The following is a 23187-nucleotide window of genomic DNA, read 5'->3' on the forward strand; positions in this document are numbered from 1 at the left end:
TATGCACGTTCAGGCGCAATGAAATAAAAAAAGGCGCTGTTAAAGGCGCCTTTTTTATTCGGATGACGATTATTTCGTCACATCCGCCCCAAACCATTTTTCAGACAGGGCTTTCAGGGTACCGTCTTTCTGCATCTCTGCAATGGCGGCATCGACCGCTTTCAGCAGATCGTCATTACCTTTACGCAGCGCCACGCCGGATGCCTGGCGGGAGAAGGCTTCACCGGTCACTGCCAGCGTGTCTTTGGTTTTCTTCACCAGATCCAACGCGGCCAGACGATCAACCAGAATCGCATCGATACGACCGACGCGCAGATCCTGATATTTGGTCGGGTCATCATCATAAGTACGGATATCGACGCCCTGCACGTTCTGGCGCAGCCACTCTTCGTAGTTAGTACCCAGACCGACACCGACTTTTTTACCTTTCAGGTCAGCCGCGGTTTTAATCACGCCTTCGTTGCCTTTTTTCACCAGCGCCTGGATACCAGAGACCGTATACGGGGTAGAGAAATCGTATTTTTTCTGACGTTCGTCAGAGATGGTCACCTGGTTTATTACCACATCAATACGTTTGGAGTCTAAAGAAGCCAGCATGCCATCCCACTTGGTCGGCTTCAGCGTCGCTTTCACCCCGAGATGTTTAGCCAGTTCTTCGGCAAATTCGACTTCAAAACCGGTCAGCTTGCCGTCATCACCCTGAAAACTAAACGGGGGATAGGTCCCTTCGAGACCAACCAACAGCGTACCGCGCTCTTTCACTTTATTTAACAGACCTTCGTCCGCAAAGGTTTTTGCGCTCATACCGGCGACAAGTGCCACAGCCATTACACCCATCAGAGCCTGACGTCCCAGACGTGCTAATTTCATAGTTACCCCGAATATTGTCATTAGTGACTATCATTTATGACAGTAGTGTAGAGCGTTTACCGCTATTTACAAACACGACTCCGTTACACCTTATTCGTTTTTAATATATATCAGAACTGGCTGTCCAGGAGGATTTCTGCATCTGGCCCACAGGTACATGCGCTTTGAACTGCTCATACTTACGCAGCGCAATGCGGTAGTTGTTGGTGCTGGTCTCCGGCAGCCACGGGGCGAGGTTTTCGTCGAGGAAGCCTTCCTGCAGCAGGTCATGAGAAATGTTCTGTTCGGTCAGATGATTACCGAGACGGCGCAGGCGAACCACATATTCGCGCACCGTGCCGTGGCTCATTTCGGTTTGTTCAAACAAAAACTGTTTAAACCCGATAATGTCAAAAAAGTCGCTCTGTTCTTTGCAGTGTAAATCACCGCAAAAACGGCATAACGCCACCCACTCTTTTTTCTCCTGCTCCCAGGCAGCAGCGTCCAGCAACATATCGAGCCGGGCAATAGCGATTTTATTCACAATCTGGCCGCGGCGGACCAGCGTGATCCTGTCGAGCAACTTATAGCAATGGGCGCAATGCGTCTGGCTGTGTTTGAAATCTTTGAGGTAGCGGCTTAGAGGCCGTCTTTTTGATTGCTGCACCGTCATGAGAACTCCTGGTAGTCAATTCGTTATGCGGCATTGTTCAGGGGCAATGATTACCCCCTATAGCTTACCCAGCTTGGTGCGTAGACGTTTGATGGCCTGACTGTGCAACTGGCTAACCCGTGACTCACCGACTTCCAGAACAGCACCAATCTCTTTCAGATTCAGCTCTTCCTGGTAGTACAGCGTCAGCACCAGCTTTTCACGCTCCGGCAATGCGTCAATCGCATCCATCACGCGCTGGCGTAAATTGCCATCAAGCAGCTGCTGTAACGGGTTTTCTTGCTGGTTTTCTTCCGTCACCAGCTCAATACTATCGCCATGCTCTTCCCGCCACTCGTCGTAGGAGAAGAGTTGGCTGTTATTGGTATCAAGCAACATCTGACGATACTCTTGCACAGGAATAGCCAGACGCTCCGCCACTTCAGTTTCCGTCGCGTTACGCCCGAGTTCCTGCTCCAGTTGCCCCATCGCCTGTGCCACTTCGCGGGCATTGCGCCGAACGCTACGCGGCACCCAATCCCGGCTGCGTAGTTCATCCAGCATAGCCCCACGAATACGCTGCACTGCGTAAGTGGTAAATGCCGTTCCTTGCAAAGCGTCATATCGGTCAACTGCATTCAATAACCCGATGCCGCCCGCTTGTAGCAGGTCATCCAGTTCTACGCTCGCCGGCAAGCGCACCTGAAGGCGCAATGCTTCGTGACGCACCAACGGTACATAACGCTGCCACAGCGAGTGTTTATCCATTACACCTTCAGCGGTATACAGTGAATTCACGATAAACAGCCCTGCGTTAAATGAGTTATCGGCATGATTATCCGTTTCTGCAGGGGTTTTAATCGGGTGAATAGTGGGTGAAATGAGGGGTTATTTGGGGGTTACGGGTAAAGCGGAATGTAAAAAACCCCGCCGGAGCGGGGTTTGCGCGATAAGTGTGAATTAACGCAGCAGAGACAGAACGTTCTGCGGAACCTGGTTGGCCTGTGCCAGTACAGAAGTCCCTGCCTGCTGCAGGATCTGTGCTTTGGACATGTTGGACACTTCGGTCGCGTAGTCAGCATCTTCGATACGGCTACGAGCAGAAGTCAGGTTGTTAACGGTGTTACCCAAGTTGGTGATAGTAGAGTCGAAACGGTTCTGTACCGCACCGAGGTCGCCACGTAAGGTATCAACCTGAGCCAGCGCAGTGTCAATCAGCTTCAGCTGGTTACGCGTTGCTTCGCTTGCCTGACTTTGTTTAACTAAGGAAGCATTAGCTGTGCCTGCATTCTTAACGAAAGTAGTTTCACCACCATTGCTGACAACACCGTTACCATCTACTGTGTACGTAACACCACCTACATCTAAAGCCCCACCCGTTTTAGTTGCTTTTGCCGCTACCAAGTCAGATTCTTTCGCTGCCACGTTGGTTGCATGGGTAGTCAGTTTGTCACTACCAGCCACACCCTGTTCATAGATAGTACCACCGGTAATAGAAAGCGTAGCACCTGCACCGACAGGAGATGTTGAACCGCCAATGGTCATCGTAATATCCTGACCATCAACTTTCGCGGTGTAAGTACCGTTACCATTCAAGTTAGTAGTTGTTGGGGTCGTTGCTGTCCACTCAGTACCTTTAAAGCTGAATTTAGCACCAACAGCACCACCTGTTTTGGCGGCCTCAGTCGCAGCCGCTGTAATCGTTGTCGTATCAGTATTATCTACCTTGATGTTTTTATCGTCAGTAAGCAGCGCGTTATCAGCAGCCCCTACATAAACAGCAGCTGCAGCACCATCTTTAATAGCGCCAGTTTTTACATCAGCAGTATAGTTGGTAGCGCCCAATTTGTAGTTCATAGTACCAGTCGCGCCAAAATCTTTAACCAGTTGATCAGCTGTAGCTGCTTTATCGCCAGTCACGCTGAAAGTATTCAGGCCCAGCGTGCTGCTGGTGATTTCTTTCAGGTTAATGGAGATGGTTTCGTTATCGTTCGCACCAACCTGGATTTTCAGGGTGTTGTCACCCGCCAGTACCTTCACGCCGTTGAACTGGGTCTGACCGGATACGCGGTCAATTTCGCTCAGACGTTGGGTGATTTCAGCCTGGATAGAGCTCAGGTCGCTATCAGAGTTAGTACCGTTAGATGCCTGAACAGACAGTTCACGTACACGCTGCAGGTTGTTGTTGATTTCGTTCAGCGCGCCTTCAGTGGTCTGCGCGATGGAGATACCGTCGTTGGCGTTACGAGAAGCCTGAGTCAGACCTTTGATGTTAGAGGTGAAGCGGTTAGCGATCGCCTGACCAGCAGCATCGTCTTTGGCGCTGTTGATACGCAGACCAGAAGACAGACGCTCGATAGCGGAGCTCAGGGTAGACTGAGATTTGTTCAGGTTGTTCTGGGTCAACAGCGACAGGCTGTTTGTATTGATGACTTGTGCCATGATCTTTTCCTTATCAATTACAACTTGATGTTATTGGGCCGTTGCCCACGGTTTCTGACCGTAACCCATGTATCGGCACGTTAATTTCGAACTTTAGAAAATTTTTACTTTCCGCCCTCTTTTTTCTTAGCCCCTGAAATACCCGTAATATGCCCCACTATTCCGCGCATTATTTTCACAAAACTATCATTAAACTTTGCGCGCAGATTGCCGATAACCCGCTTAACTACTGTTTGCAATCAAAAGGAATTAGGCATGGCTTCATTTACATCACTGGGCGTCGGTTCAAACCTGCCACTGGATACATTGCTGACGAATCTAACGACCGCTGAAAAAAAACGTTTAACGCCAATTACCCAGCAGCAGAGCGCCAATACCGCACGGCTCACGGCCTACGGCACGCTAAAAAGCGCGCTGGAAAAATTCCAGACAGCAAATACCACGCTGAACAGCGCCGATCTGTTTAAAAGCACCACCGTCACCAGCAGCACTGAAGATCTGACAGTATCAACCTCTGCTGGTGCAGCGCCAGGCACCTATACCGTCAGCGTCACACAGCTGGCCCAGGCGCAATCACTCAGTACCAAAACAGGTATTAGCTCAACGAAGGAAGCATTGGGTGACACCTCATCCGACAGCCGCACAATTAAAATTGAGCAAAAAGGTCGTAAAGAGCCGCTGGAAATTAAGCTGGCCAAAGACCAAACGTCGCTGGAAGGCATTCGTGATGCCATCAACGATGCCGACAGCGGTATTTCCGCCAGCATCGTTAAAGTAAAAGAAAATGATTATCAGCTGGTATTAACCGCTGACAGCGGCGTCGATAATAAGATGACGATTTCCGTCAGCGGCGACAGTAAGCTCAATGATTTATTGGCCTACGACAGTACTGCCGGCAGTGGCAATATGAAACAACTGGTGGAAGCCAAAAATGCGCAATTAAAGGTCAACGGGATCGATATTGAGCGTCCAAGCAACACCATTACCGATGCCCCGCAGGGCGTAACGCTGAATCTGACCAAAGAAGTGACCGATGCGCGTATTACCGTCACCAAGAGCAATGAAAAATCAACTGAAGCGATTAAAAGCTGGGTCGATGCCTACAACTCGCTGCTGGATACCTTCTCAACGCTGACCAAATACACTGAAGTCGATCCTGGCGCAGAAGTTCAGGACACAAATAACGGCGCGCTGCTCGGCGACAGCGCCGTGCGTACTATCCAGGCAGGTATCCGCGCGCAGTTTTCCAACGGTGCCAGTGACGGTGCGTTCAAAACGTTAGGTGAAATCGGGATTACCACCGACGGCACCACCGGCAAGCTGAAGATTGACGACGCCAAACTGAAAAAAGCGCTGGAAGATAACACCGCTGCGACCCGTCAACTGCTGGTGGGAGATGGTAAAGAAACTGGCATTACGACCAAACTGGCTACTGAAATAAAAGGCTATCTGGCTGATGACGGCATTATCGACAGCGCCCAGGACAATATTAACGCCACGCTGAAAAAACTGACCAAACAATATCTGGCCGTCAGTAATAGCATCGACGATACCGTGGCGCGCTATAAAGCACAGTTTACCCAACTTGACACCATGATGAGCAAACTGAACAGCACCAGTAACTATCTGGGTCAACAATTTACGGCAATGAGCAATTCCTGATAACAGAGGTAAGTATGTATACCGCGAGCGGTACCAAAGCCTATGCACAGGTCGGCATAGAGAGTGGCGTGATGAGCGCCAGTCCGCATCAGCTGATCGAAATGTTGTTTGATGGCGCGCACAGCGCCCTGGTGCGCGCTCGCCTGTTTATGCAGCAGGGTGATATCGTCGCCAAAGGCGAGGCCATAAGCAAGGCCATTAATATCATCGACAACGGCCTTAAAGCGGGTCTGGATCAGGACAATGGCGGCGAAATCGCCACCAATTTGTCGGCGCTGTACGACTATATGGTCCGCCGTCTGCTGCAAGCGAATTTGCGCAATGATAGTCAGGCCATTGAAGAAGTCGAAGGGTTGCTCGGCAACATTGCGGAAGCCTGGAAACAGATCTCACCCAAAGCATCGTCCCAGGAGTCTCGTTAATGACCTCAGCCGTGGAGTTTATCAACCGTTGGCAGCGCATTGCGCTACTCAGCCACTCGCTGCTGGAACTGGCGCAGCGCGGTGAATGGGACCTTTTACTGGAACAGGAAGTTAGCTATCTGCAAAGTATTGAAGTGGTCATGGAAGACGAAACTCCACCGGGCATTACGCGAAGCGTTCAGGACATCGTGGCCGGGTATATTAAACAGACGCTGGATAACGAACAATTACTCAAGGCGTTGCTGCAACAGCGGCTGGATGAGCTCAGCGGGCTGATCGGTCAGTCGACTCGTCAGAAGACGCTGAATAACGCCTATGGTCGTCTTTCCGGCATGCTGCTGGTACCCGACGCCCCCACCACGCCGTAATTTTTTCCCGTCTCGCCTGAATAATCTTCCATACTCCAGAGGTCAGCCAAACGGCGTCTGGAGCACGGAAGATGAAAAATCCCACGTTATTGCAGTACTTCCACTGGTATTACCCTGAGGGCGGTCAGCTGTGGCCCGAACTTGTCGCACGCGCAGGCGGCCTCAACGATATCGGCATCAATATGGTGTGGCTGCCGCCCGCGTATAAAGGCGCGTCCGGCGGCTATTCCGTTGGCTATGACTCCTACGATCTGTTTGACCTCGGCGAGTTCGACCAAAAAGGCACCGTCGCCACCAAATACGGTGATAAAAACCAGCTGCTGGCCGCCATTGATGCGCTAAAACACAACGACATTGCGGTACTGCTGGACGTGGTGGTCAACCACAAAATGGGGGCTGATGAGAAAGAACACATTCGCGTCCAGCGCGTGAACGCCGATGATCGCACACAGATTGACGACGAAATTATCGAATGTGAAGCCTGGACCCGCTACACCTTCCCGGCCCGCGCGGGTCAGTACTCGCAGTTTGTCTGGGACTTCAAATGCTTCAGCGGCATCGACCATATCGAAAACCCCACCGAAGACGGCATTTTCAAAATTGTCAATGATTACACCGGAGAAGGCTGGAACGATCAGGTGGATGACGAACTCGGCAACTTTGATTATCTGATGGGCGAAAATATTGATTTTCGTAACCACGCCGTTACCGAGGAGATCAAATACTGGGCGCGCTGGGTAATGGACCAAACCCAGTGCGACGGCTTTCGCCTCGATGCCGTCAAGCATATTCCGGCCTGGTTTTATAAAGAGTGGATCGAACACGTGCAGGAGGTGGCCCCCAAGCCGCTGTTTATCGTCGCCGAATACTGGTCCCACGAAGTCGACAAACTGCAAAACTACATCAACCAGGTGGAGGGGAAAACCATGTTGTTCGACGCCCCCCTGCAGATGAAGTTTCACGAGGCTTCACGTCAGGGTCGCGATTATGACATGAGCCAGATCTTCACCGATACGCTGGTGGAAGCCGATCCGTTCCATGCGGTGACGCTGGTCGCCAATCACGACACCCAACCGCTACAGGCGCTGGAGGCCCCAGTCGAGCCGTGGTTTAAGCCGCTGGCCTACGCGCTGATCCTGCTGCGCGAAAACGGCGTGCCGTCGGTGTTCTACCCCGATCTGTACGGCGCGCACTATGAAGATACCGGCGGGGATGGACAAACCTATCCCATCGACATGCCGATCATTGAACAGCTTGATGAACTGATTCTGGCCCGCCAGCGTTTCGCCCACGGCGTGCAAACGCTGTATTTTGATCACCCCAATTGCATCGCCTTTAGCCGCAGCGGTACCGACGACGACCCCGGCTGTGTGGTGGTGTTGTCCAACGGCGATGACGGCGAAAAAAGCATTGCGCTTGGCGCGAACTACGGCAATAAAACCTGGCGTGACTATCTGGGGAATCGCGAAGAAAGCGTGGTCACCGATGAACACGGCGAAGCGACGTTTTTCTGCAACGGCGGCAGCGTCAGCGTGTGGGTGATTGAAGAGGTGTTGTAATGGACTTCCCCGGTAGCGGCGGGCTACCGGGGTTTAACGCTTACGGCAGCGGCGTCGCCAACGGCGTTTTCTGTAACACTTCGGCGCATTCCTGCGTTGGGCGATCGACCCGTTGCAGCGTCATCCCGTCATATTCCAGCGTATTACCTTCGCGCTCAATCTCATACAGCTCACGCTTCACCGTCACGTTGGTGAGATCGCCGGAGAGCATCGTCAGTTTCCCCGGTAGCGCAATCACCCGCTGCCACTGGCGACAATCCAGCGTATCGCCCTCTTTGGTCACCACCAGCGAGGCGATAGCTTCCGGACTCACCAGCTTGCGCTGCGGACCTTTCGACTGCCAGTAGCCTTCCAGACCGGCGGGCGCGGGCGTTTTTACCACTTCGTTATAATTTTCAACTTCGGCGCATCCGCTAAGAAGCAGAAATGCACCAACGATTGCTAATTTTTTCATCATTCATCCTGCATGCGAAGAAAAGGGGATTGTGGCATTAAACCCCTGATGTCGCCAGCCTTTCGCGGCGGCGGATAAAGATTGATCCCGTCGGGATTACTTCTTATTACTGATAGGCAAAAATGTGGATCGGTGTAATATCCACACTTCTTGTTACATACCTTCTGAGTTCAGAGGCAAAACGCATGTCATGGCAACACTTCAAACAGGCCTGGTTAATTAAATTTTGGGCCCCTGCCCCCGCGGTCATCGCGGCGGGTATTCTCTCCACTTACTATTTCGGCATTACGGGAACCTTCTGGGCGGTAACCGGCGAATTTACTCGCTGGGGCGGTCAAGTCCTGCAGTTATTTGGCGTTCACGCCGAAGAGTGGGGTTACTACAAACTGATCCACCTCGAAGGCTCCCCGCTGACCCGCATCGACGGCATGATGATCCTCGGCATGTTCGGCGGCTGCTTTGCGGCAGCACTGTGGGCCAACAATGTGAAATTACGTATGCCGCGCAGTCGGGTGCGTATTATGCAGGCCATTATCGGCGGGATGATCGCCGGTTTCGGCGCACGTCTGGCAATGGGCTGTAACCTCGCGGCGTTCTTTACCGGGATCCCACAGTTCTCCCTGCATGCGTGGTTCTTTGCGCTGGCCACCGCAATTGGCTCATGGTTTGGCGCACGCTTCACCCTGCTGCCGATGTTCCGTATTCCGGTCAAAATGCAGAAAGTCTCTGCCGCCTCGCCGCTGACGCAAAAACCAGAGCAGGCGCGTCGGCGTTTTCGCCTCGGCATGCTGGTGTTTATCGGCATGATCGGCTGGGCGCTGCTCACCGCCATGGATAAACCCAAGCTCGGGTTAGCCATGCTGTTCGGCGTGGGATTCGGTCTGTTGATTGAACGGGCGCAAATCTGTTTTACCTCGGCATTTCGCGATCTGTGGATTTCCGGGCGCACCCATATGGCAAAAGCCATTATCTTCGGCATGGCGGTCAGCGCCATCGGCATCTTCAGCTATGTGCAACTGGGCGTGGAGGCGAAGATCATGTGGGCCGGTCCCAACGCGGTGATCGGCGGCTTGCTGTTTGGCTTCGGCATCGTGCTGGCGGGCGGGTGTGAAACCGGCTGGATGTACCGCGCGGTCGAAGGTCAGGTGCATTACTGGTGGGTCGGTCTGGGCAACGTAATCGGCTCGACCATCCTGGCCTACTACTGGGATGACTTCGCCCCGGCGCTTGCCACCAGCTGGGATAAAGTGAACCTGCTCAACACCTTCGGTCCGCTCGGCGGCCTGCTGGTGACCTATCTGCTGTTGTTTGCCGCACTGATGCTCATCATTGGCTGGGAAAAACGTTTCTTCCGCCGTGCAGGGCTAACGCCTGCTAAGGAATCCGCATGAAAAATATCGTCCCTGATTACCGTCTGGACATGGTGGGTGAACCGTGTCCCTACCCGGCTGTCGCCACGCTGGAAGCGATGCCGCAGCTGAAGAAAGGTGAAATTCTGGAAGTGGTGAGTGACTGCCCGCAGTCGATCAATAATATTCCGCTGGATGCGCGTAATCACGGCTATACGGTGCTGGATATTCAGCAGGATGGGCCAACCATTCGTTATTTGATTCAGAAGTAAGTGTTTGCCGGATAGCGTTGCGCTTATCCGGCCTACATTTTCTGCACGTTGTCCCTACACCTGCATCGACATGACTTCCTGATACGCCGACACCAGCTTGTTACGCACCTGAATCCCCATCTGCATAGAGACCGAGGCTTTTTGCATATCGGTCATCACATCATTCAGCGCAATGCCCGCCTCACCCAGGGTAAATTTTTCTGCCTGCACGCGAGATGCGGTTTGCACATCACTGATGCGGTCCAACGCCGCATGCAGCTGACCGGCAAAGCTCACGGTCGGTTGTGGCTGCATATCCTGCATCTTTGCTGACGTCGCCGTGGCCTGTAGCTGGCTGATGACCCCTTCAATCCCCTGTATTGCCGACATTCTGATCCCCTGGATGATTTTTTACGTAGCAGAGATTACCAGCTCGTCAATAAGATAAAGGCGCTAAATAACGATAAAAACCCCCGGTTTTTGGCGCATAGAAAAATTTAAAACCGCAAATAATGTGACGGTCAATTTTTCGAGTTTGCTGACCCGGGAGTGAGTCTTGTTCCACTTTGCAAAAAACGCCGTCCACGATAATCCACGAGGTGCGAGATGAGTGCGACAGCATCGACTGCAACCCCACTGAAACCTCTCGAGTGGTTAAATCGCCTGCGTGCGAATCCCAGAATCCCTCTGATTGTGGCGGGCGCGGCTGCCGTCGCGATCGTCGTGGCGATGGTCCTGTGGGCCAAAGCGCCAGATTACCGCACGCTGTTCAGCAACCTCTCCGATCAGGACGGGGGCGCCATCGTCACCCAACTGACGCAGATGAACGTGCCCTATCGTTTCACCGAGGGAAGCGGCGCCATCGAAGTTCCCGCGGATAAAGTACATGAGCTGCGTTTGCGTCTGGCCCAGCAAGGTCTGCCGAAAGGCGGCGCGGTGGGCTTTGAACTGCTGGACCAGGAAAAGTTTGGTATCAGCCAGTTTAGCGAACAGGTGAATTACCAGCGTGCACTGGAAGGCGAACTGGCCCGCACCATTGAAACGCTCGGACCGGTTAAACGCGCCCGCGTCCATCTGGCCATGCCGAAACCTTCATTATTTGTCCGTGAGCAAAAATCCCCTTCCGCCTCCGTTACCGTAAATCTGGAACCGGGTCGGGCGCTGGATGAAGGTCAAATTAGCGCGGTTACCCATCTGGTCTCCAGCGCCGTGGCCGGTTTACCGCCGGGTAACGTCACGCTGGTCGATCAGGCCGGTCATCTGTTAACCCAGTCGAACACCAGCAGTCGTGACCTGAACGATGCGCAGCTGAAATACGCCAGCGACGTCGAAGGCCGCGTTCAGCGTCGTATCGAATCGATCCTGTCACCGATCGTCGGTAACGGTAACGTCCATGCGCAGGTCACCGCACAGCTGGATTTTGCCAATAAAGAGCAAACCGAAGAACAGTACAGCCCGAATGGTGATGAATCGCAGGCTGTACTGCGTTCGCGCCAGCTCAACGTCAGCGAGCAGATAGGAAGCGGCGCACCGGGCGGCGTACCTGGCGCCCTGTCGAATCAGCCTGCACCGGCGAATACTGCGCCTATCAATACACCACCGGCTAATCAGCAAAATGCGCAAACCACGCAGACAGCCAATAACGCGAATACCGGCCCACGTAGTACTCAGCGCAATGAAACCAGCAACTATGAAGTCGACCGCACCATTCGTCATACCAAAATGAACGTCGGCGACGTGCAGCGTCTCTCCGTGGCGGTGGTGATCAATTATAAAACCTTGCCGGACGGTAAACCGCTGCCGCTGACCGCCGATCAGATGAAGCAAATTGAGGATCTGACCCGCGAAGCCATGGGCTTCTCCGACAAGCGCGGCGATACCCTGAACGTGGTGAACTCACCCTTCACGGCAACCGACGACGCGGGCGGCGAGCTGCCATTCTGGCAACAGCAGTCCTTTATTGAGCAGTTGATGATTGCCGGACGCTGGTTACTGGTACTGCTGGTGGCCTGGATACTGTGGCGTAAAGCCGTTCGTCCGCAACTGGTCCGCCGTAGCGAAGAGGCGAAAGTCGCGCAGGAACAAACGCGCGTTCGTCAGGAAACCGAAGAAGCGGTAGAAGTTCGTCTCAGCAAAGACGAGCAGACCCAGCAGCGTCGTACGAACCAGCGCTTGGGCGCAGAAGTCATGAGCCAGCGTATTCGTGAAATGTCAGATAACGATCCGCGCGTTGTGGCGCTGGTCATCCGCCAGTGGATGAATAACGAACATGAGTAATCTTAGCGGCACCGATAAAAGCGTCATTTTACTGATGACCATTGGCGAAGATCGCGCGGCGGAGGTGTTTAAACATCTTTCCACGCGTGAAGTGCAGGCCCTCAGTACGGCGATGGCCAACGTGCGCCAGATCTCCAACAAGCAACTGACCGAGGTGCTGGCCGAGTTTGAACAAGAAGCCGAGCAGTTTGCGGCGCTGAACATTAACGCCAACGAATATCTGCGTTCGGTACTGGTGAAAGCGCTGGGTGAAGAGCGCGCCTCCAGCCTGCTGGAAGATATTCTGGAAACCCGCGATACCACCAGCGGCATCGAAACGCTCAACTTTATGGAGCCGCAAAGCGCCGCCGACCTTATTCGCGACGAGCACCCGCAGATCATCGCCACCATTCTGGTACACCTCAAACGGGGCCAGGCGGCCGATATTCTGGCGCTGTTCGACGAGCGTTTACGCCACGATGTGATGTTACGTATTGCCACCTTCGGCGGCGTGCAGCCGGCCGCGCTGGCGGAGCTGACCGAAGTGCTGAACGGCCTGCTCGACGGCCAGAACCTGAAGCGCAGCAAAATGGGCGGCGTGAGAACGGCAGCAGAGATTATCAACCTGATGAAAACGCAGCAGGAAGAAGCGGTCATTACCGCCGTGCGCGAATTCGACGGCGAACTGGCACAGAAAATTATCGACGAGATGTTCCTGTTCGAAAACCTGGTGGACGTCGACGACCGCAGTATCCAGCGCCTGCTGCAGGAAGTGGATTCCGAGTCGCTGCTGATCGCCCTGAAAGGTGCCGAACAGCCGCTGCGCGAGAAGTTCCTGCGCAATATGTCGCAACGTGCCGCCGATATTCTGCGCGACGACCTCGCCAACCGTGGTCCGGTACGTCTGTCGCAGGTAGAAAACGAACAGAAAGCGATTCTGCTGATTGTGCGTCGCCTGGCGGAAACCGGCGAGATGGTGATCGGCAGCGGCGAGGATACCTATGTCTAACGACCTGCCGTGGAAAGTCTGGACCCCGGACGACCTCGCGCCACCGATGGCGGCGTTCGTGCTGGCCGATGACAGCAGCCCCTTGCCGACGGACGACACAGAAGAACCACAGCTGTCCGCTGAACAACAGCTTGAACAACAGCTGGCACAACTGCAGTTGCAGGCGCATGAACAAGGCTATAACGCCGGCCTGACTGAAGGTCGGCAAAAAGGCCATGAGCAGGGTTATCAGGATGGGTTAGCGCAGGGGCTGGAGCAAGGTCAGACGCAGGCCCGGGCGCAGCATGCGCCGATTCACGCCCGCATGCAGCAACTGGTGAGCGAGTTTCAAAATACGCTGGATGCGCTGGACAGCGTGATTGCCTCGCGCCTGATGCAAATGGCACTGGAAGCCGCACGTCAGGTGATTGGTCAGACGCCGATCGTCGATAACGCCGCGCTGATTAAACAAATCCAACAGCTGCTGCAGCAGGAACCGCTGTTTAGCGGCAAACCCCAACTGCGTGTGCATCCGGACGATCTCCAACGCGTGGAAGAGATGCTCGGCGCCACCCTCAGCCTGCACGGCTGGCGACTGCGCGGCGACCCAACCCTGCATCATGGCGGGTGTAAAGTCTCGGCCGACGAAGGCGATTTGGATGCCAGCGTCGCTACGCGCTGGCAGGAACTCTGCCGTCTGGCCGCACCGGGAGTCGTGTAATGACCACCCGTCTGACCCGCTGGCTCACCTCGCTGGATAACTTCGAAGAGAAAATGTCGCTGCTGCCGTCGGTACGACGCTACGGGCGTTTGACCCGCGCCACCGGCCTGGTGCTGGAAGCCACGGGCTTACAGCTGCCGCTGGGCGCCACCTGCGTGATTGAGCGTCAAAACGGCAACGACACTCAGGAAGTCGAAAGCGAAGTGGTCGGTTTTAACGGCCAGCGTCTGTTTTTGATGCCGCTCGAAGAAGTCGAAGGCGTTCTGCCTGGCGCACGTGTTTACGCGAAAAACATTGCCGGTGAAGGCCTGCAAAGTGGCAAGCAGTTGCCGCTGGGTCCCGCCCTGCTTGGGCGCGTGCTCGACGGCAGCGGAAAACCCCTCGACGGTCTGCCTGCGCCCGACACCACTGAAACCGGGGCGTTAATTACACCACCGTTTAACCCGCTACAACGTACCGCCATTGAGCACGTGCTGGATACCGGTGTGCGGCCCATCAATGCGTTGCTAACCGTCGGTCGCGGCCAGCGTATGGGCCTGTTCGCCGGTTCCGGTGTGGGTAAAAGCGTCCTGCTCGGCATGATGGCGCGCTATACCCAAGCCGATGTCATTGTCGTTGGGCTGATTGGCGAACGTGGTCGTGAAGTAAAAGATTTTATCGAAAATATTCTCGGTGCCGACGGTCGCGCACGCTCGGTGGTGATTGCCGCCCCTGCGGACGTCTCCCCATTATTACGTATGCAGGGCGCCGCCTATGCCACGCGTATTGCCGAAGATTTTCGCGATCGCGGGCAGCACGTCCTGCTGATTATGGACTCCCTCACCCGCTACGCAATGGCACAGCGTGAAATCGCGCTGGCTATCGGTGAACCGCCCGCCACCAAAGGCTATCCGCCATCGGTGTTCGCCAAATTACCGGCGCTAGTGGAACGTGCCGGGAACGGTATTCACGGCGGCGGTTCGGTTACCGCATTTTATACCGTGCTAACTGAGGGCGATGACCAGCAGGATCCGATTGCCGATTCCGCGCGTGCGATCCTCGACGGACACATCGTGCTGTCCCGTCACCTGGCGGAAGCGGGTCATTATCCGGCCATTGATATCGAAGCCTCAATCAGCCGTGCAATGACCTCGCTAATCAGCGAAAAACACTATGCGCGGGTGCGTAATTTTAAACAGCTGCTGTCCAGTTTCCAGCGTAACCGTGATTTAGTCAGCGTGGGCGCATATGCAAAAGGCAGCGACCCGATGCTGGATAAAGCCATCACCTTATGGCCGCAGCTGGAGGCATTTTTACAGCAAGGGATCTTTGAACGGGCCGACTGGGAAGATTCCCTGCAGGCGCTGGATCTGATTTTCCCTGGGGTGTGATTGAGCAGGAGAGCATAGGTCATGGCACAACATGGTGCACTGGCAACACTAAAAGATCTGGCTGAAAAAGAGGTCGATGACGCCGCTATCTTATTAGGCGAAATGCGGCGCGGCTGTCAGCAGGCAGAAGAACAGTTAAAGATGCTGATCGACTACCAGCACGAGTATCGCACCAATCTTAATAGCGATATGGGTCAGGGGATCACCAGTAACCGCTGGATCAACTACCAGCAATTTATTCAGACGCTGGAAAAAGCAATAGACCAGCATCGCCAACAGCTGAATCAGTGGACGCAGAAAGTTGACCTGGCGCTGAGCAGCTGGCGCGATAAAAAACAACGACTGCAGGCCTGGAAAACTCTACAGGACCGACAGACCACGGCGGCTTTACTGGCTGAAAACCGCCTGGATCAGAAAAAAATGGATGAATTTGCTCAGCGCGCAGCTATGAGGAAACCCGAATGATTACGTTACCCCAACTGATTACTACCGACACCGACGTCACAGCAGGGCTTCAATCAGGAAAGGCGGTTGATTCACCCGAGAATTTTTTAGCCCTACTGGCTGGCGCATTAGGCGCGGGCGACGCACAGGGAAAAGATGCCCCGCTGTCGCTGGCCGATCTTCAGGCTGCGGGTGGCAAACTGCAAAAAGGGTTGCTGCAAGCACAGGGCGATAACGGCCAGGCGGCGAAAATTACGGATCTGCTGGCACAAAAAGGCGGGATCACGGACGCGACACTTGCCGACCTGACCGATGCCCAGCAATTGCTGTCGACACTCACGCCGTCGCTGAAGGTGAATACCCTGACGGCGACAGGCAAAGCCGCGCCACACGATGATAAGACCACCACGCTCAGCGATGAGGATCTGGCGAACCTGAGCGCGCTATTTGCGATGCTGCCGGGCCAGCCCATCACCACGCCCGTCGGTGAAACCGCATCCGCCCCGGCAGACTCCACCCTGGCCACACTGTTGCGCGGCAATTCGTCCGGCGGGACGGCGGATAACCGCGTCGAACTAACTTCGGGTGAGGTGAAAAAAGGTAAAGCGGATGGCGCGATGCACGCCGCTGGCGTTGACCAGACACGTAATCCTACTTTAACCCCACTGACGGCGGCGGCAACCGCCCACGCGGAGATGGAAAGCACTCCGTCCCCGGTAAGCGTTGGCGCGGCAATTACGCCACCGGCTGGGGCGCAAACGCACGCGCAGCCGCTCCCTGCAGCCGCACCGGTGCTGAGCGCCCCGCTGGGTAGCCACGAATGGCAGCAATCGCTAAGTCAGCACGTCACGCTGTTCACCCGTCAGGGCCAACAAAGCGCGGAACTGCGCTTACATCCACAGGACCTGGGCCAGGTGCAAATCTCCCTCAAGCTGGATGACAACCAGGCGCAATTGCAAATGGTGTCACCACATAGCCACGTGCGTGCCGCGCTGGAAGCAGCGTTGCCGATGCTGCGGACTCAGCTGGCTGAAAGTGGGATCCAACTGGGGCAAAGCAGCATCAGCAGCGAAAGCTTCGCTGGCCAGCAGCAGTCTTCTGCTCAGCAGCAACAGGCGGGGCGCACTCAGGGACAAGACATTTTTGCCAGCGAAGATGACGCCGCTCTGGCCGCCCCGGCCTCGCTGCAAGCCGCCGCGCGCGGTGACGGCGCAGTAGACATCTTCGCCTAACGCCAGAGGTAGCATGATTATCCGCGTCTTTTCCACGCTTTGTCGGGGACAGGACACGGGATAATCAGCCCATAAGCTGTACCGAAACAGGAAGCCCGTATCTGATGACTGACTCCGCGATTAACAAAAAGAGTAAACGCGCTATTTGGATCCCTCTGCTGGTGTTAATTACCCTCGCCGCCTGCGCAACTGCGGGATATAGCTACTGGCGTATGCAGCAGCAGCCGTCCGCCAGCGTTAGCGCGGAACCGGCCCCACCGCCAGCCCCGGTGTTTTTTGCGCTGGATACATTTACCGTCAATCTGGGTGATGCGGATCGCGTGCTGTATATCGGGGTCACGCTGCGTATGAAAGACGAAGCGACGCGCGCGCGCCTGAGCGAATATCTGCCGGAAGTTCGCAGCCGCCTGCTGCTGCTGTTTTCGCGTCAGAATGCCGCCACGCTCGCCACCGAGCAAGGTAAACAGCGGTTGATCGCCGCCATCAAAGAGACGCTCGCGACTCCGCTCGTTGTCGGGCAGCCGAAACAGGTTGTCACCGACGTTCTTTATACAGCTTTTATTCTGCGGTAAAGACATGGGCGACAGTATTCTTTCTCAGGCTGAAATTGACGCATTGCTTAACGGCGATAGCGACACCAAAGACGAACCTATTTCCGGTATTGCAAACGAAAGCAATATTCGTCCGTACGATCCCAACACCCAACGCCGCGTTGTTCGCGAGCGTTTGCAGGCGCTGGAGATCATCAACGAACGCTTCGCGCGCCAGTTCCGGATGGGATTATTTAACCTGTTGCGCCGTAGCCCGGATATTACCGTGGGCGCGATCCGCATCCAGCCGTATCACGAGTTTGCGCGTAACTTACCGGTACCAACCAACCTGAACTTGATCCACCTGAAACCGCTCCGCGGTACGGGTCTGGTGGTGTTCTCGCCGAGTCTGGTGTTTATCGCCGTCGATAACCTGTTTGGCGGTGATGGACGCTTTCCGACGAAGGTGGAAGGTCGCGAATTTACGCATACCGAGCAGCGCGTGATCAACCGCATGCTGAAGCTGGCGCTGGAAAGCTACAGCGACGCCTGGAAAGCGATCAATCCGCTGGAAGTGGAGTACGTGCGCTCGGAAATGCAGGTGAAATTTACCAATATCACCACCTCACCAAACGACATTGTGGTGAACACGCCGTTCCACGTTGAAATTGGCAACCTGACCGGTGAATTTAACATCTGTCTGCCCTTCAGCATGATTGAACCGTTGCGCGAGCTGCTGGTTAACCCGCCGCTGGAAAACTCGCGCAATGAGGATCAGAACTGGCGTAATAACCTGGTGCGTCAGGTTCAGCATTCAGAGCTGGAGCTGGTGGCGAACTTTGCCGACATTCCGCTGCGTCTGTCGCAGATTTTAAAGCTCAAACCCGGCGATGTGCTGCCGATTGAAAAACCCGACCGCATTATTGCTCATGTGGACGGCGTGCCTGTGCTGACCAGCCAATATGGCACCGTAAACGGTCAGTATGCGTTACGCGTAGAACATTTGATCAACCCGATTTTGAATTCGCTGAATGAGGAACAGCCCAAATGAGTGACATGAATAATCCGTCCGATGAGAACACTGGTGCATTGGACGATCTGTGGGCTGACGCGTTAAATGAGCAAACAACGACCACGGCTAAAAGTTCGGTAGATGCGGTATTCCAGCAGTTAGGCGGCGGGGACGTCAGCGGTACACTGCAGGACATTGACCTGATCATGGACATTCCGGTCAAGCTGACCGTCGAACTGGGCCGCACTCGCATGACCATCAAAGAGCTGTTGCGCCTGACGCAAGGCTCCGTCGTCGCACTGGACGGTCTGGCGGGCGAGCCGCTGGATATTCTGATCAACGGTTACCTGATTGCTCAGGGCGAAGTGGTTGTCGTCGCAGATAAATACGGCGTGCGTATCACTGACATTATTACGCCGTCTGAACGTATGCGCCGCCTGAGCCGTTAATGATGAACACCCAGGCTACCGTCTCTCAGCCCGCCGCCGTTCCCGGCTCACCGCTGGTGCAGGTCAGCGGCGCGCTGCTGGGCATAATCCTGTTGATCCTCGCCGCGGCCTGGGTCATTAAACGCCTGGGTTTTGCATCCAAAGGGGCCGGTACACACGGACTGAAAGTCACGGCCAGCACCTCATTGGGACCGAGCGAACGGGTGGTAATTGTTGAGGTTGAGGACGCACGTCTGGTGCTGGGTGTGACCGCATCGCAGATTAACGTGCTGCATACCCTGCCCCCTACGTCCGTGGTGCCCGACGAGAACCCGGCCCCCCCGGCGGATTTCCAGTCCATGATGAAGAGTTTGCTTAAGCGTCCTGGGAGATCCTGATGCGCCGTTTGTTATCCCTCACGCTGCTCGGCTTGTGGCTGTTTAGCCCAGTGGCCGCGGCCCAGCTTCCCGGTCTGGTTAGCCAGCCACTGCCCGGCGGCGGACAAAGCTGGACGTTACCGGTACAAACGCTGGTGTTTATCACCTCGCTGACGTTCCTGCCCGCCATTTTGCTGATGATGACCAGCTTCACCCGCATCATCATCGTTTTCGGTCTGTTACGTAACGCGCTGGGAACCCCGTCCGCCCCGCCAAACCAGGTGTTACTTGGACTGGCGCTATTTTTGACTTTTTTCATCATGTCCCCGGTGATCGACAAAATCTACGTTGACGCATATCAGCCGTTCAGCGAAGAGAAGATCTCCATGCAGGAAGCGATAGAGAAAGGCGCACAACCGCTGCGTGAGTTTATGTTGCGCCAGACCCGCGAAGCCGATCTGGCACTGTTTGCGCGTCTGGCAAACAGCGGACCGTTACAGGGACCGGAAGCAGTGCCGATGCGAATTCTGCTGCCAGCCTATGTCACCAGCGAACTGAAAACCGCCTTCCAGATAGGTTTTACGATTTTCATTCCTTTCCTGATAATCGACCTGGTGATCGCCAGCGTATTGATGGCACTCGGGATGATGATGGTACCGCCCGCCACCATCGCGCTGCCGTTTAAGCTTATGCTGTTTGTGCTGGTTGACGGCTGGCAACTGCTTGTCGGTTCGCTGGCGCAAAGTTTTTACAGTTAGAGGCGCGAAATGACACCTGAATCGGTCATGATGATGGGCACCGAGGCGATGAAAGTCGCTCTTGCCCTCGCCGCACCGTTGTTACTGGTTGCACTGGTGACGGGGCTGATTATTAGCATCCTGCAGGCGGCAACCCAAATTAACGAAATGACGCTGTCGTTCATTCCGAAAATTGTCGCGGTCTTTGTCGCTATTATTGTGGCCGGGCCATGGATGCTTAACCTGTTGCTGGACTATGTGCGTACGCTGTTCAGCAATATCCCCTATATCATCGGGTAGACGCCGCCATGCTGCAGGTGACGAGCGATCAATGGCTTTACTGGTTGAACCTGTATTTCTGGCCACTGCTGCGTGTACTGGCACTCATTTCTACGGCACCCATCCTCAGTGAGCGTGCGATACCTAAGCGGGTAAAGCTGGGGTTGGGCCTGATGATAACGGTGGTTATCGCCCCGTCCCTACCTGCCAATGACGTGCCAATTTTCTCCATCGCGGCTTTATGGTTGGCGATGCAGCAAATCCTGATCGGTATTGCGTTAGGCTTCACCATGCAATTTGCATTTGCTGCTGTGCGTACGGCCGGTGAGTTAATTGGCCTGCAAATGGGGCTTTCTTTCGCCACATTCTTTGACCCCGGCAGTCGACTGAACATGCCCGTGCTGGCACGACTGATGGATTTACTTGCCATGCTGCTGTTTTTGACCTTTAACGGTCACCTATGGTTGATCTCACTGCTGGTAGACACGTTTCATACCCTGCCGATCGGCGGTCACCCGGTAAACAGTAATGCCTTCCTCGCCCTCGCGCGCGCGGGCAGCTTAATATTTCTCAACGGGCTGATGCTGGCGCTGCCGGTGATGACGCTGCTGCTCACGCTCAACCTCGCGCTCGGATTGTTAAATCGTATGGCTCCCCAGCTCTCCGTTTTTGTCATTGGCTTTCCGCTGACCCTGACGGTAGGTATTTCTTTAATGGCCGCATTAATGCCATTAATTGCCCCATTCTGCGAACGATTATTCAGCGAAATTTTTAATTTACTTGCCGATATCATCAGTGAAATGCCCACAAATAATAACCCATAGTATTTATCCTGTTTTACTAAGGATTGTCCGAAATTAAAAAATAGACCACATCTACCAGGATAACGCTGCCGCGGCTTATTTGTTTTTGCCTTACTCACAGAACGCAACATTTACTTTACTTTAAGAAGTTTCCTGGCAAATTATACGCAACTTTACGGGATAGTAAATCCGCCTGAAAACAAGCAGTAAAAGCGTCATCTTGGGTTGTTATTATTCCGTTTAGTTGTGCAGAAATAATCAGGTAAGGGGAATTATCGTTACGCATTGAGTGAGGGTATGCCATGTCAACGATTATTATGGATTTATGCAGTTACACCCGGTTAGGGTTGACCGGGTATCTGGTAAGCCGGGGGGTGAAAAAAAAGGAAATCAACGGTATTTCAACCGTTGACGAACTCAGTATCGCCTGTGACGCACATCAACCTGCTGTGGTGTTTATTAATGAAGACTGTTTCATCCACGATCCGGCTAACAGTCAGCAAATAAAGCAGATCATTAATCAGCATCCCAGTACATTATTTATCGTATTTATGGCTATTGCCAACGTCCATTTTGATGAATATCTCCTGGTCAGAAAAAATTTATTAATCAGTTCAAAGTCGATTAAACCGGATTCACTGGACGAATTGCTTGGCGATATTCTTAAAAAGGATGCGGATATTGTTGTCGATGTCAATCTGCCGACACTGTCATTAAGCCGCACCGAATCCAGCATGTTACGCATGTGGATGGAGGGTCAGGGAACCATTCAGATTTCCGATCAAATGAATATCAAAGCAAAAACCGTCTCATCCCATAAGGGGAATATAAAACGAAAGATCAAAACGCATAATAAACAGGTGATCTATCACGTCGTTCGACTCACCGATAACGTCACCAACGGTATCTTTGTGAATATGCGCTAGTATGTGCTGACTGGTGGGAATGTCACCAGTCAGCATCAAGACACAAGCGGTATGATTAGTCTACCTTCTCCACAAAAATACCATCCTGATGACCTGACTCGTTAAAGAACCAGATACCGAGCGGGTAGTCTTCCAGCGAAACCAGGTACATGGTGCCTTCACTAAACTCCTCGATTGCCAGTACCCGGCCAGGCCGACGAGGACCGCCGTCCGTTTTGACTGTAACCCGATCATTCACCTTCATCATTTTCCTCCTGTGGCTTTGTGCCAGTGTAGAACAAATTCTATTTTCTGGCAGCGCCTGGCGCGCGCGATTGCGGGTTTTCTCGACGGTCTATACTTAGAAAGTGTGCGTCAGCGATTTTGCTGCATACACCCGGTATCCGTAACGGTTGAGAGGTAGGTGAATGAAAACCGCGAAAGAGTACAGCGAGACGGCCAAACGTGAGGTCAGCGTTGATGTAGACGCGCTGCTGGAGGCAATCAACGAAATCTGCGAGAGCGAGATTCATCGCAGCCGCGATGACCCGGATCGCGTCAGTGTTGACGGTCGTGATTACCATACATGGCATGAGTTAGCCGAAGCGTTTGAGTTGGATATCCACGATTTTAGCGTGACGGAAATCAATCGCTGACTTCAGGCGAAAAAAATCCCGGCCCTTAGTGGGTCGGGATCAAGCTTGCTTATGCAAGAAGCACTTGAAAATTCGTTACACCAGGAAATCTGATGTGAGGCCAACCTTATCTACAATTTTTTTGCCTGACAAGTAAATAATTCTCACCAAAATGATAAATATAACTAATGGTTGAGAGATCACTCACTTACGCCTGAACGTAATGTTCAGGCATCCTGCCGTTGTTGCCCTTTACCGGACGTCAGTTCATCTTCACGGAATGCTTCCCGTTTGACGCCAAAGCCATCGTACCAGCGACACTCGACCATACCGCTAGCGTATCCGGTGACAATCATGCGTGGGCCACCCTGTTTCACGGTGACTTCCTCACTGACAGAAAAGACCATACCTGCCTCCTGTATCAAGAGAAACCTTTTCACCTTAGACGACAAGCAGCCTTTT

The 23187-nt window shown here is 54.0% G+C and carries 29 protein-coding genes; 21 read left to right on the plus strand and 8 right to left on the minus strand.

The genetic code is table 11. The features are described from left to right. Positions 1-69: 69 nt before the first annotated feature. The 4 genes from tcyJ to IB214_RS14635 form a co-directional block, all read right to left on the minus strand. Positions 70-870, minus strand: a complete 801-nt coding sequence (tcyJ, locus tag IB214_RS14620) for a cystine ABC transporter substrate-binding protein (protein ID WP_096757496.1) — start codon at positions 868-870, stop codon at positions 70-72. 100 nt (positions 871-970) lie between these two features. Further along, complete coding sequence (gene fliZ / locus IB214_RS14625) at positions 971-1522, minus strand: flagella biosynthesis regulatory protein FliZ (protein ID WP_117341907.1); 552 nt, start codon at positions 1520-1522, stop codon at positions 971-973. Between the two features lie 57 nt (positions 1523-1579). Continuing rightward, entirely contained in the window at positions 1580-2299 is a 720-nt protein-coding gene (locus IB214_RS14630; RefSeq protein WP_096757498.1) for an RNA polymerase sigma factor FliA, read from the minus strand. 162 nt (positions 2300-2461) lie between these two features. Next, positions 2462-3943 (minus strand): flagellin, encoded by a 1482-nt coding sequence (locus tag IB214_RS14635; protein ID WP_117341906.1) that lies wholly within the window; start codon positions 3941-3943, stop codon positions 2462-2464. A gap of 255 nt (positions 3944-4198) precedes the next feature. Here IB214_RS14635 and fliD point away from each other — a divergent pair, with 255 nt between their 5' ends. From fliD to amyA, 4 genes are all read left to right on the plus strand, one after another. Continuing rightward, complete coding sequence (fliD, locus tag IB214_RS14640; RefSeq protein ID WP_117341905.1) at positions 4199-5605, plus strand: flagellar filament capping protein FliD; 1407 nt, start codon at positions 4199-4201, stop codon at positions 5603-5605. A 14-nt stretch (positions 5606-5619) separates the two neighbouring features. Then, complete coding sequence (fliS, locus tag IB214_RS14645) at positions 5620-6027, plus strand: flagellar export chaperone FliS (protein WP_117341904.1); 408 nt, start codon at positions 5620-5622, stop codon at positions 6025-6027. Further along, positions 6027-6395, plus strand: coding sequence for a flagella biosynthesis regulatory protein FliT (gene fliT / locus IB214_RS14650; RefSeq protein ID WP_117341903.1), 369 nt, complete (start codon positions 6027-6029; stop codon positions 6393-6395). Before fliS ends, fliT begins: the two co-directional genes overlap by 1 nt. 71 nt (positions 6396-6466) lie before the next feature. After that, the gene (gene amyA, locus IB214_RS14655; RefSeq protein ID WP_117341902.1) at positions 6467-7954 is read left to right on the plus strand and encodes an alpha-amylase; all 1488 of its coding nucleotides are present in this window, start codon (positions 6467-6469) and stop codon (positions 7952-7954) included. A 40-nt stretch (positions 7955-7994) separates the two neighbouring features. Here the strand turns inward: amyA and yedD are convergent, their stop codons facing one another. Continuing rightward, positions 7995-8408, minus strand: coding sequence for a lipoprotein YedD (yedD, locus tag IB214_RS14660; RefSeq protein WP_096757505.1), 414 nt, complete (start codon positions 8406-8408; stop codon positions 7995-7997). Positions 8409-8593: 185 nt separating this feature from the next. Here yedD and yedE point away from each other — a divergent pair, with 185 nt between their 5' ends. Both yedE and yedF read left to right on the plus strand, forming a co-directional pair. After that, positions 8594-9799, plus strand: coding sequence for a selenium metabolism membrane protein YedE/FdhT (gene yedE / locus IB214_RS14665; protein WP_115258823.1), 1206 nt, complete (start codon positions 8594-8596; stop codon positions 9797-9799). Further along, the gene (yedF, locus tag IB214_RS14670) at positions 9796-10029 is read left to right on the plus strand and encodes a sulfurtransferase-like selenium metabolism protein YedF (protein WP_000790504.1); all 234 of its coding nucleotides are present in this window, start codon (positions 9796-9798) and stop codon (positions 10027-10029) included. The genes yedE and yedF overlap by 4 nt, the downstream gene beginning before the upstream one ends. Before the next feature lie 54 nt (positions 10030-10083). Here yedF and fliE read toward each other — a convergent pair whose 3' ends face one another. Further along, positions 10084-10398, minus strand: a complete 315-nt coding sequence (fliE, locus tag IB214_RS14675) for a flagellar hook-basal body complex protein FliE (RefSeq protein WP_117341901.1) — start codon at positions 10396-10398, stop codon at positions 10084-10086. 216 nt (positions 10399-10614) lie between these two features. Between fliE and fliF the strand changes: the two genes are divergently transcribed. The 14 genes from fliF to rcsA all read left to right on the plus strand — a co-directional run bounded on the left by fliF (position 10615) and on the right by rcsA (position 22111). Next, entirely contained in the window at positions 10615-12285 is a 1671-nt protein-coding gene (fliF, locus tag IB214_RS14680) for a flagellar basal-body MS-ring/collar protein FliF (RefSeq protein WP_117341900.1), read from the plus strand. Further along, positions 12278-13273 carry a flagellar motor switch protein FliG gene (gene fliG / locus IB214_RS14685; protein WP_048211311.1) on the plus strand — a complete coding sequence of 332 codons (996 nt, stop codon included), beginning with the start codon at positions 12278-12280 and terminating at the stop codon, positions 13271-13273. Before fliF ends, fliG begins: the two co-directional genes overlap by 8 nt. Continuing rightward, the gene (fliH, locus tag IB214_RS14690; RefSeq protein WP_117341899.1) at positions 13266-13973 is read left to right on the plus strand and encodes a flagellar assembly protein FliH; all 708 of its coding nucleotides are present in this window, start codon (positions 13266-13268) and stop codon (positions 13971-13973) included. Before fliG ends, fliH begins: the two co-directional genes overlap by 8 nt. After that, a complete protein-coding gene (gene fliI, locus IB214_RS14695; protein WP_115258826.1) occupies positions 13973-15343 on the plus strand; it encodes a flagellar protein export ATPase FliI in 1371 nt (456 codons plus the stop codon). Before fliH ends, fliI begins: the two co-directional genes overlap by 1 nt. Before the next feature lie 21 nt (positions 15344-15364). Continuing rightward, complete coding sequence (gene fliJ / locus IB214_RS14700) at positions 15365-15808, plus strand: flagellar export protein FliJ (protein ID WP_115258827.1); 444 nt, start codon at positions 15365-15367, stop codon at positions 15806-15808. Continuing rightward, on the plus strand, positions 15805-17019 hold the full coding sequence (gene fliK, locus IB214_RS14705) for a flagellar hook length control protein FliK (protein ID WP_117341898.1): 1215 nt from the start codon (positions 15805-15807) through the stop codon (positions 17017-17019). The genes fliJ and fliK overlap by 4 nt, the downstream gene beginning before the upstream one ends. 104 nt (positions 17020-17123) lie before the next feature. Beyond that, the gene (gene fliL, locus IB214_RS14710; protein WP_117341897.1) at positions 17124-17591 is read left to right on the plus strand and encodes a flagellar basal body-associated protein FliL; all 468 of its coding nucleotides are present in this window, start codon (positions 17124-17126) and stop codon (positions 17589-17591) included. A 4-nt stretch (positions 17592-17595) separates the two neighbouring features. After that, entirely contained in the window at positions 17596-18600 is a 1005-nt protein-coding gene (gene fliM / locus IB214_RS14715; RefSeq protein ID WP_115258830.1) for a flagellar motor switch protein FliM, read from the plus strand. Beyond that, entirely contained in the window at positions 18597-19010 is a 414-nt protein-coding gene (gene fliN / locus IB214_RS14720; protein ID WP_096757515.1) for a flagellar motor switch protein FliN, read from the plus strand. Before fliM ends, fliN begins: the two co-directional genes overlap by 4 nt. After that, entirely contained in the window at positions 19010-19387 is a 378-nt protein-coding gene (gene fliO, locus IB214_RS14725) for a flagellar biosynthetic protein FliO (RefSeq protein ID WP_117341896.1), read from the plus strand. Before fliN ends, fliO begins: the two co-directional genes overlap by 1 nt. After that, a complete protein-coding gene (gene fliP, locus IB214_RS14730) occupies positions 19387-20124 on the plus strand; it encodes a flagellar type III secretion system pore protein FliP (RefSeq protein ID WP_115258832.1) in 738 nt (245 codons plus the stop codon). Before fliO ends, fliP begins: the two co-directional genes overlap by 1 nt. A 9-nt stretch (positions 20125-20133) precedes the next feature. Further along, positions 20134-20403 carry a flagellar biosynthesis protein FliQ gene (fliQ, locus tag IB214_RS14735; protein WP_115258833.1) on the plus strand — a complete coding sequence of 90 codons (270 nt, stop codon included), beginning with the start codon at positions 20134-20136 and terminating at the stop codon, positions 20401-20403. A gap of 8 nt (positions 20404-20411) precedes the next feature. After that, the gene (gene fliR, locus IB214_RS14740; RefSeq protein WP_115258834.1) at positions 20412-21206 is read left to right on the plus strand and encodes a flagellar biosynthetic protein FliR; all 795 of its coding nucleotides are present in this window, start codon (positions 20412-20414) and stop codon (positions 21204-21206) included. 281 nt (positions 21207-21487) lie between these two features. Beyond that, complete coding sequence (gene rcsA / locus IB214_RS14745) at positions 21488-22111, plus strand: transcriptional regulator RcsA (RefSeq protein ID WP_115258835.1); 624 nt, start codon at positions 21488-21490, stop codon at positions 22109-22111. 55 nt (positions 22112-22166) lie between these two features. Here the strand turns inward: rcsA and dsrB are convergent, their stop codons facing one another. Continuing rightward, positions 22167-22355, minus strand: a complete 189-nt coding sequence (gene dsrB / locus IB214_RS14750; protein ID WP_170974186.1) for a protein DsrB — start codon at positions 22353-22355, stop codon at positions 22167-22169. 163 nt (positions 22356-22518) lie between these two features. Here dsrB and yodD point away from each other — a divergent pair, with 163 nt between their 5' ends. Continuing rightward, positions 22519-22746 (plus strand): YodD family peroxide/acid resistance protein, encoded by a 228-nt coding sequence (gene yodD, locus IB214_RS14755; RefSeq protein WP_096757522.1) that lies wholly within the window; start codon positions 22519-22521, stop codon positions 22744-22746. A 206-nt stretch (positions 22747-22952) separates the two neighbouring features. On the opposite strand, the gene IB214_RS14760 is transcribed toward yodD, so the two are convergent. Continuing rightward, a complete protein-coding gene (locus IB214_RS14760; RefSeq protein ID WP_170973029.1) occupies positions 22953-23132 on the minus strand; it encodes a DUF2158 domain-containing protein in 180 nt (59 codons plus the stop codon). Positions 23133-23187: the final 55 nt, after the last annotated feature.

The organism is Citrobacter sp. C1 (assembly GCF_014596895.2).
Taxonomy (GTDB): domain Bacteria; phylum Pseudomonadota; class Gammaproteobacteria; order Enterobacterales; family Enterobacteriaceae; genus Citrobacter; species Citrobacter gillenii.

Excerpts from the sequence above, each read along its gene's own strand:
- tcyJ (WP_096757496.1), bottom strand. The coding sequence starts at position 870 with ATGAAATTAGCACGTCTGGGACGTCAGGCTCTGATGGGTGTAATGGCT.
- fliZ (WP_117341907.1), bottom strand. The coding sequence starts at position 1,522 with ATGACGGTGCAGCAATCAAAAAGACGGCCTCTAAGCCGCTACCTCAAA.
- IB214_RS14635 (WP_117341906.1), bottom strand. The coding sequence starts at position 3,943 with ATGGCACAAGTCATCAATACAAACAGCCTGTCGCTGTTGACCCAGAAC.
- fliD (WP_117341905.1), top strand. The coding sequence starts at position 4,199 with ATGGCTTCATTTACATCACTGGGCGTCGGTTCAAACCTGCCACTGGAT.
- fliS (WP_117341904.1), top strand. The coding sequence starts at position 5,620 with ATGTATACCGCGAGCGGTACCAAAGCCTATGCACAGGTCGGCATAGAG.
- fliT (WP_117341903.1), top strand. The coding sequence starts at position 6,027 with ATGACCTCAGCCGTGGAGTTTATCAACCGTTGGCAGCGCATTGCGCTA.
- amyA (WP_117341902.1), top strand. The coding sequence starts at position 6,467 with ATGAAAAATCCCACGTTATTGCAGTACTTCCACTGGTATTACCCTGAG.
- yedD (WP_096757505.1), bottom strand. The coding sequence starts at position 8,408 with ATGAAAAAATTAGCAATCGTTGGTGCATTTCTGCTTCTTAGCGGATGC.
- yedE (WP_115258823.1), top strand. The coding sequence starts at position 8,594 with ATGTCATGGCAACACTTCAAACAGGCCTGGTTAATTAAATTTTGGGCC.
- yedF (WP_000790504.1), top strand. The coding sequence starts at position 9,796 with ATGAAAAATATCGTCCCTGATTACCGTCTGGACATGGTGGGTGAACCG.
- fliE (WP_117341901.1), bottom strand. The coding sequence starts at position 10,398 with ATGTCGGCAATACAGGGGATTGAAGGGGTCATCAGCCAGCTACAGGCC.
- fliF (WP_117341900.1), top strand. The coding sequence starts at position 10,615 with ATGAGTGCGACAGCATCGACTGCAACCCCACTGAAACCTCTCGAGTGG.
- fliG (WP_048211311.1), top strand. The coding sequence starts at position 12,278 with ATGAGTAATCTTAGCGGCACCGATAAAAGCGTCATTTTACTGATGACC.
- fliH (WP_117341899.1), top strand. The coding sequence starts at position 13,266 with ATGTCTAACGACCTGCCGTGGAAAGTCTGGACCCCGGACGACCTCGCG.
- fliI (WP_115258826.1), top strand. The coding sequence starts at position 13,973 with ATGACCACCCGTCTGACCCGCTGGCTCACCTCGCTGGATAACTTCGAA.
- fliJ (WP_115258827.1), top strand. The coding sequence starts at position 15,365 with ATGGCACAACATGGTGCACTGGCAACACTAAAAGATCTGGCTGAAAAA.
- fliK (WP_117341898.1), top strand. The coding sequence starts at position 15,805 with ATGATTACGTTACCCCAACTGATTACTACCGACACCGACGTCACAGCA.
- fliL (WP_117341897.1), top strand. The coding sequence starts at position 17,124 with ATGACTGACTCCGCGATTAACAAAAAGAGTAAACGCGCTATTTGGATC.
- fliM (WP_115258830.1), top strand. The coding sequence starts at position 17,596 with ATGGGCGACAGTATTCTTTCTCAGGCTGAAATTGACGCATTGCTTAAC.
- fliN (WP_096757515.1), top strand. The coding sequence starts at position 18,597 with ATGAGTGACATGAATAATCCGTCCGATGAGAACACTGGTGCATTGGAC.
- fliO (WP_117341896.1), top strand. The coding sequence starts at position 19,010 with ATGATGAACACCCAGGCTACCGTCTCTCAGCCCGCCGCCGTTCCCGGC.
- fliP (WP_115258832.1), top strand. The coding sequence starts at position 19,387 with ATGCGCCGTTTGTTATCCCTCACGCTGCTCGGCTTGTGGCTGTTTAGC.
- fliQ (WP_115258833.1), top strand. The coding sequence starts at position 20,134 with ATGACACCTGAATCGGTCATGATGATGGGCACCGAGGCGATGAAAGTC.
- fliR (WP_115258834.1), top strand. The coding sequence starts at position 20,412 with ATGCTGCAGGTGACGAGCGATCAATGGCTTTACTGGTTGAACCTGTAT.
- rcsA (WP_115258835.1), top strand. The coding sequence starts at position 21,488 with ATGTCAACGATTATTATGGATTTATGCAGTTACACCCGGTTAGGGTTG.
- dsrB (WP_170974186.1), bottom strand. The coding sequence starts at position 22,355 with ATGAAGGTGAATGATCGGGTTACAGTCAAAACGGACGGCGGTCCTCGT.
- yodD (WP_096757522.1), top strand. The coding sequence starts at position 22,519 with ATGAAAACCGCGAAAGAGTACAGCGAGACGGCCAAACGTGAGGTCAGC.
- IB214_RS14760 (WP_170973029.1), bottom strand. The coding sequence starts at position 23,132 with ATGGTCTTTTCTGTCAGTGAGGAAGTCACCGTGAAACAGGGTGGCCCA.